The sequence below is a fragment of the Acidovorax sp. LjRoot204 genome (genome assembly GCF_056175785.1).
The window spans coordinates 1-14,261 of record NZ_JBGFFF010000020.1 but is presented as its reverse complement, the minus strand read 5'-3'; the positions used below and the strand labels follow the sequence as shown (position 1 = coordinate 14,261).

Sequence of the window (14,261 nt, the reverse complement as noted above, 5' to 3'; positions counted from 1 at the left end):
CAAGCTGGAGCGCTTTCGCGCCCTCTTGTTATTTACTGATGTGTGGCGCTGATCGTTTACCGCGGCGCCATGCGCAGGGCGCCRTCSAGGCGRATSACTTCGCCGTTSAGGTGGCCGTTGGTCACGATATGGCAAGCCAGCTCGGCAAACTCTTCGGGTTTGCCCAGGCGTGGCGGGAAGGGGATGCTGGCCGCCAGCGACTGTTGCACGGCCTCGGGCAGCTCTTTCATCAGCGGCGTGGCAAASAGGCCSGGCGCCACGGTGCASACGCGGATSGCGTGCTGCGCSAGGTCGCGCGCCATCGGCAGCGTCATGCCSRCSAGGCCSSCCTTGGAGGCGCTGTAGGCCTGCTGGCCCACCTGGCCGTCAAAGGCCGCGACGGATGCGGTGAACATCATCACGCCGCGCTCGCCGTTGTCCAGCACGGGCAGCTTGCTGCAGGCGGCGGCAAACAGGCGGCTCACGTTGTAGCTGCCGATGAGGTTGATGTTGATGACGCGCGCGAAGTCTTCCAGCGGTGCGGCGCTGCCGTCGCGCTGCACCACGCGCTTGGCGCTGCCAATGCCGGCCACGTTCATGAGGATGCGGGCGGGGCCGTGGGCGGCAGCGGCCTTCTCCAGCGCGGCGGTCACGCTGGCGGCGTCGGTGATGTCGCAGGGGCAGGCTACGCCGCCAATTTCAGCAGCAACTTTTTCGGCCAGCTCGGCATTGCGGTCGAGCACGGCCACCTTGGCGCCCAGGCGGGCCAGTTCGCGTGCGGTGGCCTCGCCGAGGCCCGATGCGCCGCCGGTCACGAGGGCGGCTTGTCCTTGAATCTGCATGGTGGGTCTGTCCTGTTCGGGGTGGGGTTCAGGCGCCGGGCTTGAGGATGCCCGGTGCTGTGTCGTCGTGCAAGGCCGTGACGAGCGCATCGCGGTGCTTGAGCACGGCRCGCTGGTTGACGGAGCCCTTGTCGGTGATTTCGCCCTTGTCGATGGARGGCGGCTCGGCCATCAGCAGCGCGCGGGCCACGCGGCTGGCGCTGCCGGTGGCTTCGCGGGCCAGCCCGTCCAGCACCGCCTCGATGCGCTGGCGCACGGCGGGGTGCGCCACCACGTCGGCCCAGGGAGCGTCCGGGCCCAGGCCCGCCACTTCGCGGCAGGCGGGGGAAGGGAACAGCAGGGCGCCCACTTCCTTCATGTTCAGGCCGGTGAGCACCACGTCCTGGATGTAGGGTGCGCCCGCCACGATGATCTTGGCGCGCATGGGGCCCACGCTCACGAAGGTGCCGGTGGAGAGCTTGAAGTCTTCGGCAATGCGGCCGTCAAACGCCAGGCCCCGGTGGATGTTGTTCTCGTCGATCCACTTCACGGCGTCGCCGGTGCACAGGTAGCCTTCGTCGTCAAACGCGTCGCGCGTGGCGGCGTCGGAGCGCCAGTAGCCGGGCGTGAYGTTGGGGCCGCGGTAGCGCACCTCGGTCTTGCCGTCSACCTCCACCAGTTTGAGCACCATGCCGGGCACGGGCGCGCCGATGTGGCCGGAGCGCACGTCGGGGCTGTTGCAGAACATGGCCGAGGGGGCGGATTCCGTCATCCCCAGGCCCGTGCACATCACGATGCGCTCGCCAATGGCGGCCTCTTGTGTGGCGTGAAGGCTGTCCCACACGGGCTGGGCCAGGCCGGCGCCCGAGTAGAAGAACAGGCGCACGCGCGACAGCAGGTTGGCGCGCAGCTGGGCGTCGGTCTTCATGGCCTCGGCAATCATTTCAAAGCCGGTSGGCACGTTGAAGTASACSGTGGGYGCGATCTCGCGCAGGTTGCGCAGSGTCTCGCCAATCAGTGCGGCCGTCGGTTTGCCGTCGTCGATGTACAGCGTGCCGCCATGCATCATCGTGAGGCCGAAGTTGTGGTTGCTGCCGAAGGTGTGGTTCCACGGCAGCCAGTCCACCAGCACGGGCGATGCCTCGGCCAGCACCGGCAGCGACAGCGAGATCTGCTGCAGGTTGGCGCACCACATGCGCTGGGTGTTGATGACCGGCTTGGGCATCTTGGTGGAGCCGCTGGTGAACAGGAACTTCACGATGGTGCCGGGGCCGGTGGCGTGCATGGCCGCGTCCACCGCCGGGGTGGCGGTGGTGTGGCGCAGGCTCTGGAAGGTGCCGGCCTTGCGGCCCTCCAGCGCGCCCTGGGCCAGGATCACTTCGACATCGGCCGCCACGGTGGCTGCGATGGCCTTGCCGTAGCGTGCGCCGTCGGCGGCAAACACCAGGCCGGGGGTGAGGGTGTCGATGACGTGGCGCAGCTTGTCGTAGTCCTGGCTCACGGTGGCATAGGCGGGCGACACGGGGCAGTWGGGAACACCGGCGTAGATGCAGCCCAGCGCCAGCAGGGCGTGCTCGACGGTGTTCTCGCTCAGCACCACCACCGGGCGCTCGGCGTTCAGGCCCCGGTCCAGCAGGGCCTGGCCGATGCTGCGCGCGGCGTCGAGCGCCTGGGCGTAGCTCACATGCTGCCAGTCACCCGTCTTGCCACCGGGCAGCTGTTCGCGGCGTGCCAGAAAGCTGTGGTCGGGCGTGGTCTCCGCCCAGTGCACCAGGTAGTCCGTCACGCGGCGGGCAAAGGCGCCCAGGGGCAGGTCCGCCTGCAGGTAACGCACGCCCGGTGCACCGTCACGCAGGCTGACGCGGGTCACGCCGAAAGTCACGGGGCGGTAGCGGGCCGGGGCGAGGGGGGTGGAGAGGTCGCTCATAGGGGGTTCCAGCAGGGGCAAGGGGTGACTGGGGGCGGGCTCAGTCCTTGCGGACCTTGGCGGCGCGGCCTTCCAGGAAGTCGGCGAGGCGGGACTTGGCTTCAGGGGCGCTCTGGGCGATGGCGGCCATCATGGCTTCGGTGAAGAAGCCCTGGTCGGCGGGCTGCTCGGCAATGCGGGGCAGGGCGTGCATCAGCGCGTAGTTGGTCAGCGGCGCGTTCTGCGCCACGCGCACGGCCAGCTCGAAGGCCTTTTCAAAGGCCTGGCCTTCGGGCACGAGGTACTGGGCAAAGCCGACCTTCTCGCCGTCTTGCGCGTTGTAGACGCGGCCGGTGAGCATCATGTCCGTCATGCGCGCAGCGCCGATGAGCTTGGGGATGCGCACCGCGCCGCCGCCGCCCACGAAGATGCCGCGCGATCCCTCGGGCAGCGCATAGAAGGTGGATTCGTCGGCCACGCGGATGTGGCAGGCGCTGGCCAGCTCCAGCCCGCCGCCCACCACGGCGCCATGCAGCGCAGCGATGACCGGCACGGGGCCGTACTGCACACGCTCCAGCGCGGCGTGCCACATGCGCGAGTGGTGCAGGCCCTGGCCGGCGTCACGCTCTTTCAGCTCCGACAGGTCCAGCCCGGCGCAGAAATGCGGGCCGTCGCCATCAATGACAGCGGCGCGCACGGTGCTGGGCATTTTCTCGAACAGGTCGCGCAGCGCGAGGATCAGGCCGTCGTTCAGCGCGTTGCGCTTGGCCGCACGGGTCAGGCGGATCACGGCCACTTCCTGGTGGTCGCCGCGCAGCTCGAAATGGATGTCTGGATGGGTCATAGAGGCTTTCGTGTTGGTTGAATTGTGGTTATAGTTCATAACCAATTCAAGCAAGCCAAGCCCGTTTTTTATTGGTGTTTACCCTTGATCTGCGTCACGCGCCGTGGCGCATGCTGGGGGTTTGACGCTGCACCGGCGGGCGCCAACCCAGGAGACACGCATGGACCACGCCAATCTGATCGCCATCGACATCCACACCCACGCCGAGGTGAGCTGCTGGAACCCGTTTGACAACTACGGCGAGGAGTACGACCGCGCCGCCGACAAGTACTTCAAGAACGGCCGCCGCCCCACCATTGCCGAGACGGTGGCCTACTACCGAGAGCAGAAGATTGGCCTGGTGATGTTCACCGTGGACGCCGAGTCCAAGATGGGCCGCCGCCGCATCCCCAATGAAGAGATCGCCGAGGCCGCCAAGGCCAACAGCGACATGATGACGGCCTTCGCCAGCATCGACCCCCACAAGGGCAAGATGGGCGCGCGCGAAGCCCGCCGCCTGATCGAGGAGTTCGGCATCAAGGGCTTCAAGTTCCACCCCACGGTGCAGGCCTACCACCCCTACGACAAGATGGCCTGGCCTATCTATGAGGTGATYGCCGAGYACRRSMTGCCSGCCATCTTCCATACCGGCCAYAGCGGCATYGGCWSSGGCATGCGCTGCGGCGGCGGCCTGCGGCTGGAGTACAGCAACCCCATGCACCTGGACGACGTGGCGATTGACTTCCCCGACATGCAGATCGTGATGGCCCACCCCAGCTTTCCGTGGCAGGACGAGGCGCTGTCGGTCGCCACGCACAAGCCCAATGTGTGGATCGACCTGTCGGGCTGGAGTCCCAAGTATTTTCCGAAGCAGCTGGTGCAGTACGCCAACACGCTGCTGAAGGACCGCGTGCTGTTTGGCAGCGACTACCCGCTGATCACCCCCGAGCGCTGGATGAAGGACTTCCAGGAAGCGGGCTTCAAGCCCGAGGTGATGCCCGGCATCCTGAAAGGCAACGCCGTGCGCTTGCTGGGGCTGGACAAGGCCCCGGCAGCGCCGGCCGCCTGATACGCATCCAGGCCTCTTGTGGCCGGCTGAGCGGCCGCTGGATCAGTCGTAGACTTTTTGCAGCAGCCGGATCAGCGTCTTGCGCTCGGCCGCCGTCAAGCGGTTGGTGGCGTCTTCTTCCAGTTGCGCGGCCGTCTGCTCGGCCTGCGCCGTCAGTTCCACCCCGGCGGGCGTCAGGTGCACGCCCATGGCGCGCCCATCGCTCGGGTGTGGGCGCCGCTCGATCAGGCCGCGCCGTTCCAGCGCCGCAATCAAGCCCACCATGTTGGGCGGCAGCACGCTGAGCGTGGCGCACAGCTGGCGCGAGGTGATGCCCGGGTTGTGCGCCACCAGTGACAGCACCGAGAAATCCACCACCTTCAGGTCGTACACGGCCATGCGTTCCATGAACACGGCAATGATGGACAGCGCCGCGCGCCGCGTGTTGTAGCCCACCAGCGTGCGCAAAAAGCCGGTGTCCACGGGCTCGTTGGCGGGGGCTGCGGTGTCTGTGGGGGCGGGGACCGACGGGGATTTCTTGGGGGAGCGGACGCTGGACATGGGGGGAGATTGTGCCGGGCGCCCGGGCCCCTGCGGCCGGTGCGCAGCGCCCGCTGGGTGCTGCGCACCCTCTTTTTGATCAAAATCAGCCGCAGGCGCTAGTGATACATGCGCCAGGCGCTATCAATTTGATATCTGTCTCCGTCAAGGTGCTGATGTGCCTCAAGGGCCGCCAGCGCTACTCACACCGGGCTGCGCAGTACGCGGCGGTATTGCACGGCCTCGGCGACATGGCTGACCTCGGTGGTGGGCGCGCCCGCCAGGTCGGCGATGGTGCGCGCCACCTTCAGCGCCCTGTGCGTGCTGCGTGCCGACCAGCCCAGGCGCGCGGCAGCGGTGTTGAGGAACTTGGCGGCCGCATCGTCCAGGTGCAGGTGGGCGTCGATGGCCTGCCCCTGCAGCGCCTGGTTGGTGCTGCCCTGGCGCGCCAGCGCCTTGGCGCGGGCCTGCTCCACCCGGGCGCGGATGCTGGCGGTGGACTCGCCCGCAGCCGCCTGCACCAGCTGCTCGGCGGGCAGGGCGGGCACCTCCACATGCAGGTCGATRCGGTCCAGCARCGGGCCGCTGAGCTTGGCCTGGTAACGGTGCACCTGGTCGGGCGTGCAGCGGCAGGCGCGCTGCGTGGAGCCCAGAAAGCCGCAGGGGCACGGATTCATCGCCGCGATCATCTGGAACCGGGCCGGAAACTCCGCGCGTTGCGCTGCCCGGGCGATGGTGATGTGGCCGGTCTCTAGCGGCTCGCGCAGAGCCTCTAGCGCAGCGCGGGGGAATTCCGGGAGTTCATCAAGGAAGAGCACGCCCTGGTGGGCCAGCGAGATCTCGCCCGGCCGGGGTGGCGAGCCACCGCCCACCAGCGCCACCGCGCTGGCCGTGTGGTGGGGCTGGCCGGTGGGGCGCACGCCAAAAGCCTCGGGCCGAAAGCGCCCCGCCAGGCTGGCAATGGCGGCGCTCTCCAGCGCTTCGTCCACCGTCATCGCGGGCAGCAGCCCGGCAAARCGCTGCGCCAGCATCGACTTGCCCGAGCCAGGTGGCCCGGCCATCAGCAGGCTGTGGCCGCCAGCCGCTGCAATCTCCAGCGCGCGCTTGGCGCCCGCCTGGCCCTTCACGTCGGCCATGTCGGGCCCGGTGGTGCTGGCGGTGAGCGCGGTGGCCTGCAGGCGGGTCCAGCCGTCGTTGGCCACGTCGGCATCGCCACCGGCCGTGCTGCCCGGTGGCAGGAACGCCCGCACCACATCCAGCAGGTGCCGCGCACGCACCACGCGCGCGGCGGGCACCAGGGCGGCCTCTTCGGCGCTGCCGGGCGGCAGCACCAGCTGTGCGTCAATCTGCTGGGTCTGCAGGGCCAGGCTGGTGGCCAGCGCGCCGCGCACGGGGCGCAGCTCGCCGGACAGCGACAGCTCGCCCGCAAACTCGTAGCCTGCCAGGCGGCTGGCATCCACCTGACCGCTGGCGGCGAGGATGCCCAGCGCAATCGGCAGATCGAAGCGGCCCGAATCCTTGGGCAGGTCGGCGGGGGCAAGGTTGACGGTGATGCGTTTGTTCGACGGGAACTCCAGCCCCGCGTTCTGCAGCGCGGAGCGCACGCGCTCGCGGGCTTCTTTCACCTCCACCTCGGCCAGCCCGACCAGCGTGAAGCTGGGCAAACCGTTGGCCAGATGCACTTCGACGGTGACTGCAGGCGCCTGCAGCCCCAGAAGGGCGCGGCTTTGCACCAAAGCAAGACTCATGAAGCGATTTCTCCCCAGATGGGTGCGTTTTGTGGTTTTTTAGCGCGACCTGTTGGGTGTCTGCACCAGTTGGGTGCAACATGCCGGACGCGGTCACCGCCACTGTACTGGGGATTGTTGTAACGCAACGCAACCGTGCAGCGCGCCGTGCACCTTGGTGTGGCACGGTCCGTGCTTAAAGCGCTTGTCCCTACTTTGTCCAACCGGAGGAAACATGACCCGCGCCATCATCAAGACCCTGGGCGTTGCCCTTGTTGCAACCCTTCCCATGCTGGCCAGCGCCCAGCTCACCGCCAACGTCAGCCTGACCACGAACTACAAGTTCCGTGGCCAGGACCAGGACACGTCCAAGGTCAAGGCCGTCAAGCCCGCACTGCAAGGCGGCTTTGACTACACCTTCGGCGAAACCGGCTTCTACGTGGGCAACTGGAACTCCAGCGTCAACTGGCTGTCCGGCAACTCGCTCGAATCCGACATCTACGGCGGCTACAAGTTCAAGGCCGGTGACGTGGACCTGGACGTGGGCCTGCTGACCTACATCTACCCCGGCAACAGCGCGGGCAACACCACCGAAGTCTATGGCGCTGCCACCTTCGGCCCCGTGACGGCCAAGTACTCGCACACCCTGTCCAAGGACTACTTTGCCTACGCAGGTCCTGGCATGAAGGGCCGCAACACCGGCTACCTGAACCTGGCGTTTGCCCAGGAAGTGGCCCCCAGCACCACGCTGAAGGCGTCGGTCGGCTTCACCCGCTTTGGTGGTGACATCACGGCCYCCAACTTCATGGACTACAGCCTGGGCGGTTCGTACGACTTCGGCGGCGGCGTGTCCCTCGGCGCTGCCGTGGTTGGCGCCACCAAGAAGGCCTTCTACGGCCCGGTCAACAAGTCGCGCGTGATCGTCACGCTCACCAAAACCCTGTAAGTCTCAATGGGCGCCGGTGGCGCCCATTCCGGAGGAACTGAAAATGAAAATGGTGACAGCCATCATCAAGCCCTTCAAGCTCGACGAAGTGCGCGAAGCGCTCTCCGACATCGGCGTGCAAGGCATCACGGTGACCGAAGTCAAGGGCTTTGGCCGCCAGAAGGGCCACACCGAGCTGTACCGCGGYGCRGAGTAYGTGGTSGACTTYCTKCCCAAGGTCAAGATCGAGGCSGCSGTGKCCGACGACCTSGTSGACCGCGTGATCGAGTCCATCGAGACCGCAGCGCGCACCGGCAAGATCGGTGACGGCAAGATTTTCGTGACCCACCTGGAGCAGGTGGTGCGCATCCGCACTGGCGAAACCGGCAAGGAAGCCCTGTAAGGGCGAGGCCGCATCCCATACAAGAAGAGAAACGCCATGAAAAAACTGCTTGCTTCCTTCATTCTGGGGCTGAGTCTGCTATCCGGCGGATCGGCTGTCCTCGCCCAGGCGCCCGCCACGGCAGAGGCCTCGGCACCCGCTGCGGCTGCACCAGCGGCTGAAGCCCCTGCCGCAGCGGCTGCACCGGCTGCTGCTGCCGCCGCTGCGCCTGCAGCGCCCGCCGCAGAAGCGCCTGCTCCTGTCCCCAACAAGGGTGACACCGCGTGGATGATGACCTCCACCATCCTCGTGATCCTGATGGTCCTGCCCGGCCTGGCGCTGTTCTACGGCGGCCTGGTGCGCAGCAAGAACATGCTGTCCGTGCTGATGCAGGTGATGGTCACSTTCTCGMTGATCGTGGTGCTGTGGYTCATCTAYGGCTACAGCCTSGCSTTCACCGAAGGCGGTGCCTTCATCGGTGGTTTCGACCGGCTGTTCATGAAGGGCATCTGGGACAACGCCGCAGGCACGTTTGCCAACGCGGCCACGTTCAGCAAGGGTGTCGTGATTCCGGAAGTGGTGTTTGCCGCCTTCCAGGCCACGTTCGCCGGCATCACCTGCGCCCTGATCGTCGGTGCGTTCGCAGAGCGCATCAAGTTCAGCGCCGTCATGCTGTTCATGGTCCTGTGGTTCACGTTCAGCTACCTGCCGATCGCCCACATGGTGTGGTTCTGGATGGGTCCTGATGCCTACGCCTCCAAGGAAGTGGCCGACGCCATGACCAGCAAGGCAGGCCAGATCTGGCAGTGGGGTGCTCTGGACTTCGCTGGCGGTACCGTGGTGCACATCAACGCCGCTGTGGCGGGCCTGGTGGGTGCGTTCATGGTGGGCAAGCGCATTGGTTACGGCAAGGAAGCCATGGCGCCTCACAGCCTGACGCTGACCATGGTCGGTGCCTCGCTGCTGTGGGTGGGCTGGTTCGGTTTCAACGCCGGCTCTGCCCTGGAAGCCAACGGCTTCGCTGCCCTGGCCTTCATCAACACGCTGGTGGCTACCGCTGCTGCCGTGCTSGCATGGTGCATSGGTGAAGCGCTGATGCGCGGCAAGGCYTCGATGCTGGGYGCSGCKTCGGGYGCCGTGGCRGGCCTGGTGGCCATCACSCCGGCYGCMGGCAACGTCGGTATCGGCGGTGCGCTGGTCATCGGTCTGGTGGGCGGTTTTGCCTGCCTSTGGGGYGTCAACGGCCTCAAGAAGCTGCTSGGYGCGGACGACTCGCTCGACGTGTTCGGCGTGCACGGYRTCGGCGGTATCGTSGGYGCSCTGCTSACCGGCGTKTTCAACGCCCCTGGTCTGGGTGGCCCTGGCTACGTGGCCGACTGGGTGACCGCCACCATGGTGACCTCTGCCGACTACTCCATCGCTGCCCAGGTGTGGACACAGGCCAAGGCCGTGCTGCTGACCATCGTGTGGTCGGGCGTGGTGTCCTTCGTGGCCTACAAGGTGGTTGACCTGACGGTGGGCCTGCGTGTCTCGGAAGAAGACGAACGCGAAGGTCTGGACATCACCTCGCACGGCGAAACGGCGTACAACCGCTGATCGCTCTGCGCCCTACGCGCTGCGGTGTCTGGTGGCACCGTGGCGTCGCAATAAGAACAAGCGAGTTACTCCTCTGGTTACTTCAGCCCGCCGACCACCGGCGGGCTTTTTTCGTACCGGTGGGTGACGCGTGTGGGACTGGCGCGCCAGGGGGCCAAAGGTCCCGTGGCATCCGCCAGTCCTTTGCACGTCCGCTGTTCAAAAAATTCACGCCCCCTGCATGCCGTGCGGCGGACCGCTGCCGCTACGATGCACGGATGGACTTTCCCCTCGCCCCGATCACTGAGCGCGTGCGCGCTGCCGCCGCCGACCAGACCCCGTTGCGCATCCGTGGCGGGGGCACCAAAGACTTCCATGGCCTGGCGCTGCACGGCGAGGTGCTCGACACCCGGGTGCTGCGCGGCATAGTGAGCTACGAGCCCAGCGAGCTGGTCGTCACCGTGCGGGCCGGCACCCCGCTGGCCGAGCTGGAGGCCGCGCTCGCCGAGCAGGGCCAGTGCCTGCCTTTTGAACCCCCGCATTTCGCCAAGCCCCCTTCGGGCGCTGCCACCGTGGGCGGTATGGTGGCGGCCGGCCTGTCGGGCCCGGCGCGCGCCAGCGTGGGGGCGGTGCGTGACTATCTGTTGGGCGTGACCCTGCTCAACGGCAAGGCCGAGCTGCTCACCTTCGGCGGCCAGGTCATGAAGAACGTGGCGGGCTATGACGTGGCGCGCCTCATGGCCGGTGCCTGGGGCACGCTGGGGCTGCTGACCGAAGTGAGCCTCAAGGTGCTGCCCGTGGCACCCGGCGAGGCCACACTCCGGTTCGAGGGCATCAACCAGGCCGATGCGTTGCGCAAGCTGCACGCCTGGGGCGGCCAGCCGCTACCCCTCAACGCCAGCTGTTGGGTGCAGGACGAAGGTGCAGGCACCCTGTATGTGCGCCTGCGCGGCGCCGTGGCGGCGGTGGAGGCCGCGTGCAAAACCATGGGTGGCACGCGCATGGACAACGCCACCGTGGCCGCTGACTGGACCGCCTGCCGCGAGCAGACCCTGCCGTGGTTCACCGACCGGGCCACGCGCCCCGACCACGCCCTGTGGCGCCTGTCGGTGCCCGCCACCGCGCCGGTGCTGGCCTTGCCCGGCGGCGTGCAGCCCCTGGTGGAATGGCATGGGGCGTTGCGCTGGGTGCAGGCCCCCGAGTCCGCCGGAGACGCGCTGCGCGAAGCCGCCCGGGCGGCGGGTGGGAGTGCTTCTCTTTTTGTAGCTGCCGAGGCAAATAAATATGGCGCCAGCGGTGCTTTTGACTTGCAATCCAAGGCGCTGGAGCAAATCCACGCCCGCCTCAAGCACAGCTTTGACCCTGCCGGCATCTTCAACCCCGGCCGCATGGCGCGGGCCTGGTAGGCAAGGCAACCCCCCCCCTCACAGCCACCACCGCCACCCTGGCCATGCGACGCCTTTTTCACCTCACCGGACACCACCGCACGGTTGCGAGCAACCAGGTGCTGGGCTTGCTGCTGGCSTTCAACGCCGGSGCMGTGAATGCCGGGGGGTTYCTGGTGSTGCACCTCTACACCTCGCACATGACGGGTTTCCTGTCGTCGCTGGCCGACAACCTGGTGCTGGGGCAGATGAAGCTGGTGCTGGGCGCCGTGGGCGCGCTCTGGGCCTTCATGTCCGGGGCGGGCACCACGGCCATCATGGTCAACTGGGCGCGCCAGCGCAGGCTGCGCAGCACCTACGCGCTGCCGCTGCTGCTGGAGTCCGTGCTGATGCTGCTGTTTGGCCTGGTGGGCGCCATCACCCTCAGCTGGCCCACGCCTTTTGCGGTGCCACTCACGGTGCTGCTGCTGTCCTTCATCATGGGACTGCAGAACGCCACCGTGACCAAGATGTCCTCGTCCCAGATCCGCACCACCCACATGACGGGCGTGGTGACCGACCTGGGCATCGAGATGGGCAAGATGCTCTACTGGAACCGCACGGGTACTGCGCCCGAATCGCAGGTGCGTGCCAACCAGGCCCGGCTGCGGCTGTTTGCCGGGCTGGTGGGCATGTTTCTGGTGGGCGGCATTGCGGGAGCTGCGGGCTTCAAGCACGTGGGCTTTGTGTTTGTGGTGCCGCTGGCGCTGGTGCTGCTGGCCCTGTCGCTGCCCCCGCTGTGGGCGGACCGTGCCCGGCTGCGCCAGCCCTGGCGCAAGGCGCTGGCGCTGCAGGCGCCGCACGATCCGCCGCTGGACCCGCCGACAGCGCGCTGAACCGGCCCCCTCTTTTTTGTTCCTTCGCCCAGGCATGCCCGATGCAAACCCAGCTATCCCCTGAATACCGCGCCCGCGCCGATGGCCTGGAGGCCGAATCCATCCTGCGCAAATGTGTGCACTGCGGCTTTTGCACCGCCACCTGCCCCACCTACCAGCTGCTGGGCGACGAGCTGGACGGCCCGCGCGGCCGCATCTACCTCATCAAGCAGGTGCTCGAAGGCGCCGAGCCCACGCGCAAGACCCAGATGCACCTGGACCGGTGCCTCACCTGCCGCAACTGCGAAAGCACCTGCCCGAGCGGCGTGCAATACGGCCACCTGGTGGACATCGGTCGCAAGATCGTCGATGAAAAAGTGCCCCGCCCTGTGGGCGAAAAAGCCCTGCGTTGGGCGCTGAAGGAGGGCCTGCCTTCGCCGCTGTTCGCTCCTGCCATGAAGGCAGGACAAATGGTGCGCGGCCTGCTGCCCGAGGCGCTGAAGGCCAAGGTGCCCGCACTGCAGGCCGCTGGCGCCTGGCCCACGCGTGAGCATGCGCGCAAGGTTCTCATGCTGGCGGGCTGCGTGCAACCGGCCATGATGCCGAACATCAACACGGCCACCGCCCGCGTGCTCGACGCGGTAGGCATCCAGACCGTGATCGCATCCAAGGCGGGCTGCTGCGGCGCCGTCAAATTCCACCTCAACGACCAGGCTGGCGGCATGGCAGAGATGCGCGCCAACATCGACGCCTGGTGGCCGCTGGTGGCCGCAGGTGGGGTCGAGGCCATCGTCATGAACGCCTCGGGCTGCGGCGTCACCGTCAAGGAATACGGTCACATCCTGAAGGACGACCCACAGTACGCGACCAAGGCCGAACGCATCAGCAGCCTCACGCGCGACCTGTCGGAGCTGCTGCCCGCCCTGCTGCCCGAGCTGGCCACCAAGCTGCAGGGCCGTGTGAACCAGCCGGACACTCTGTACGCCTACCACCCCCCTTGCACGCTCCAGCACGGCCAGAAGCTGCGCGGCGGGGTGGAGGCGCACCTGAACCAGCTGGGCTTCAAGCTGCGCACCGCGCGCAACGATGCCCACCTGTGCTGTGGCTCGGCAGGCACCTATTCGGTGCTCAACCCCGACCTGTCCTACCAGCTGCGCGACCGCAAGCTCGGCGTGCTCGGCGAGGCCTTCGGCAACCAGCCGCCCGACATGATCCTGTCGGCCAACATCGGCTGCATCACCCATCTGCAAAGCGGCACGGGGACGCCTGTGCGGCACTGGGTGGAGGTGCTGGACGAGGCCCTGTGCACGGGTTGACGGCGCGTTGGGCGAGACGCGGGGCGCTCACGGCGTGCTCCGGAATCCGGCCCATTTGGTGCCTGTAGCCCCGAGGCTGGCATGATCGAGGGTTTTGTCGCCTCTCATTTGCCCCCGAACTGCACCGCCATGACCGACTCCGTGTTCGCACAAGAACAACCCCAAACCGCACCCGTCGCGCCCGTAGCGCCTGCCGCTCCCCAGGCAGCGCCTGTGCCGACCGAGGCTGCTGCGGTCGCTGTGGCGGCCTCTGAACCTGCTGCGTTGGCCGAAGCCGGCGCGCCCCAGCGGCGCCAGGACGGCTCGCGCCGGGGTGGCCGCAACCGCCGCAAACCCGAAGGGCGCCAGGCGCCGCAGGGCCGTGCAAGCGCCGACGGTGCGGCAGACGCTGCAGCGCCCGCAGGTGGCCCGGGCGCAGGCACGCGCGCGCCGCAGCGCGTGCACCCCGCGCTGGAGCAGCTGGCAGGGCTCTACCCCCACCTGTTTGGCGCCGTGTTCCGTCCGCTCAAGCGCGGCATCTTCCAGGACATCCTGGCGGCCCACCCCGAGCTGTTCGAGCGCGAGGCGCTCAAGGTGGCGCTGGGCCTGCACACCCGCTCCACGCGCTATCTGCAAAGCGTGGCGGCAGGCGATAAGCGCCACGACCTGCAGGGCCAGCCTGTGGAAGACATGGCCCCCGAGCATGTGCACCATGCGCTGCTGGAGGTCTACCGCCGCAAGAAGGCGCGCGCCACCGAAGACCTGCTGCCCAAGCTGCGCAACCGCATGATGGCTGCGTTCGAGGCCTCGGGCCTCACGCGCGAGGCATATACCCAACTGGTGTTGAGCCGCGACGAAGCCGCCAACGCCATCCTCGAAGAAGCCTTTGCCGAATGGTCGGCCCGCAACGCCAAGGATGAAGCCTTGCTGCGCGCCTTTGAGGCCAGCGGCCAGACCCTGGACGCCTTTGCCGATATGTACGGCATGGTGCCCCGCACGGT

13 protein-coding genes are annotated in these 14,261 nt (G+C 67.6%); 8 read left to right on the top strand and 5 right to left on the bottom strand.

Annotation, left to right across the window (positions count from 1 at the left end):
- Positions 1–56 precede the first annotated feature (56 nt).
- From AC04MI_RS06265 to AC04MI_RS06255, 3 genes are read right to left on the bottom strand one after another with little or no spacing between them, the layout of a single operon-like run.
- Positions 57–821: an SDR family NAD(P)-dependent oxidoreductase gene (locus AC04MI_RS06265; protein ID WP_476497373.1), complete on the bottom strand. Its 765-nt coding sequence runs from the start codon at positions 819–821 to the stop codon at positions 57–59.
- 28 nt (positions 822–849) lie between these two features.
- Positions 850–2,727: a feruloyl-CoA synthase gene (locus tag AC04MI_RS06260; protein WP_476497372.1), complete on the bottom strand. Its 1,878-nt coding sequence runs from the start codon at positions 2,725–2,727 to the stop codon at positions 850–852.
- 40 nt (positions 2,728–2,767) lie between these two features.
- Entirely contained in the window at positions 2,768–3,550 is a 783-nt protein-coding gene (locus AC04MI_RS06255; protein WP_099731537.1) for a crotonase/enoyl-CoA hydratase family protein, read from the bottom strand.
- A 160-nt stretch (positions 3,551–3,710) separates the two neighbouring features.
- On the opposite strand from AC04MI_RS06255, the gene AC04MI_RS06250 reads away from it, so the two are divergent.
- Positions 3,711–4,598, top strand: a complete 888-nt coding sequence (locus AC04MI_RS06250; RefSeq protein WP_476497371.1) for an amidohydrolase family protein — start codon at positions 3,711–3,713, stop codon at positions 4,596–4,598.
- A gap of 42 nt (positions 4,599–4,640) precedes the next feature.
- On the opposite strand, the gene AC04MI_RS06245 is transcribed toward AC04MI_RS06250, so the two are convergent.
- Complete coding sequence (locus tag AC04MI_RS06245; protein WP_056057218.1) at positions 4,641–5,138, bottom strand: MarR family winged helix-turn-helix transcriptional regulator; 498 nt, start codon at positions 5,136–5,138, stop codon at positions 4,641–4,643.
- A 182-nt stretch (positions 5,139–5,320) separates the two neighbouring features.
- On the bottom strand, positions 5,321–6,865 hold the full coding sequence (locus AC04MI_RS06240; RefSeq protein ID WP_099731536.1) for a YifB family Mg chelatase-like AAA ATPase: 1,545 nt from the start codon (positions 6,863–6,865) through the stop codon (positions 5,321–5,323).
- Between the two features lie 214 nt (positions 6,866–7,079).
- Here AC04MI_RS06240 and AC04MI_RS06235 point away from each other — a divergent pair, with 214 nt between their 5' ends.
- The 7 genes from AC04MI_RS06235 to AC04MI_RS06205 form a co-directional block, all read left to right on the top strand.
- A complete protein-coding gene (locus tag AC04MI_RS06235; protein WP_476497370.1) occupies positions 7,080–7,790 on the top strand; it encodes a TorF family putative porin in 711 nt (236 codons plus the stop codon).
- Between the two features lie 43 nt (positions 7,791–7,833).
- Positions 7,834–8,172 (top strand): P-II family nitrogen regulator, encoded by a 339-nt coding sequence (gene glnK, locus AC04MI_RS06230; RefSeq protein WP_476497368.1) that lies wholly within the window; start codon positions 7,834–7,836, stop codon positions 8,170–8,172.
- A 36-nt stretch (positions 8,173–8,208) separates the two neighbouring features.
- Positions 8,209–9,747 carry an ammonium transporter gene (gene amt / locus AC04MI_RS06225; RefSeq protein WP_476497367.1) on the top strand — a complete coding sequence of 513 codons (1,539 nt, stop codon included), beginning with the start codon at positions 8,209–8,211 and terminating at the stop codon, positions 9,745–9,747.
- Between the two features lie 257 nt (positions 9,748–10,004).
- On the top strand, positions 10,005–11,132 hold the full coding sequence (gene glcE / locus AC04MI_RS06220; RefSeq protein WP_436076534.1) for a glycolate oxidase subunit GlcE: 1,128 nt from the start codon (positions 10,005–10,007) through the stop codon (positions 11,130–11,132).
- 44 nt (positions 11,133–11,176) lie between these two features.
- Positions 11,177–11,986, top strand: coding sequence for a YoaK family protein (locus tag AC04MI_RS06215; protein ID WP_476497366.1), 810 nt, complete (start codon positions 11,177–11,179; stop codon positions 11,984–11,986).
- 41 nt (positions 11,987–12,027) lie between these two features.
- Positions 12,028–13,281 carry a glycolate oxidase subunit GlcF gene (glcF, locus tag AC04MI_RS06210; protein ID WP_436076533.1) on the top strand — a complete coding sequence of 418 codons (1,254 nt, stop codon included), beginning with the start codon at positions 12,028–12,030 and terminating at the stop codon, positions 13,279–13,281.
- 129 nt (positions 13,282–13,410) lie between these two features.
- On the top strand, positions 13,411–14,261 hold an 851-nt coding region (locus tag AC04MI_RS06205; RefSeq protein ID WP_476497365.1), incomplete at its 3' end, for a ProQ/FINO family protein.

Bases quoted from the DNA above. Each gene is read 5' to 3' on its own strand.
- glcF (WP_436076533.1), top strand. From the start codon at position 12,028: ATGCAAACCCAGCTATCCCCTGAATACCGCGCCCGCGCCGATGGCCTG.
- AC04MI_RS06245 (WP_056057218.1), bottom strand. From the start codon at position 5,138: ATGTCCAGCGTCCGCTCCCCCAAGAAATCCCCGTCGGTCCCCGCCCCC.
- glcE (WP_436076534.1), top strand. From the start codon at position 10,005: ATGGACTTTCCCCTCGCCCCGATCACTGAGCGCGTGCGCGCTGCCGCC.
- AC04MI_RS06255 (WP_099731537.1), bottom strand. From the start codon at position 3,550: ATGACCCATCCAGACATCCATTTCGAGCTGCGCGGCGACCACCAGGAA.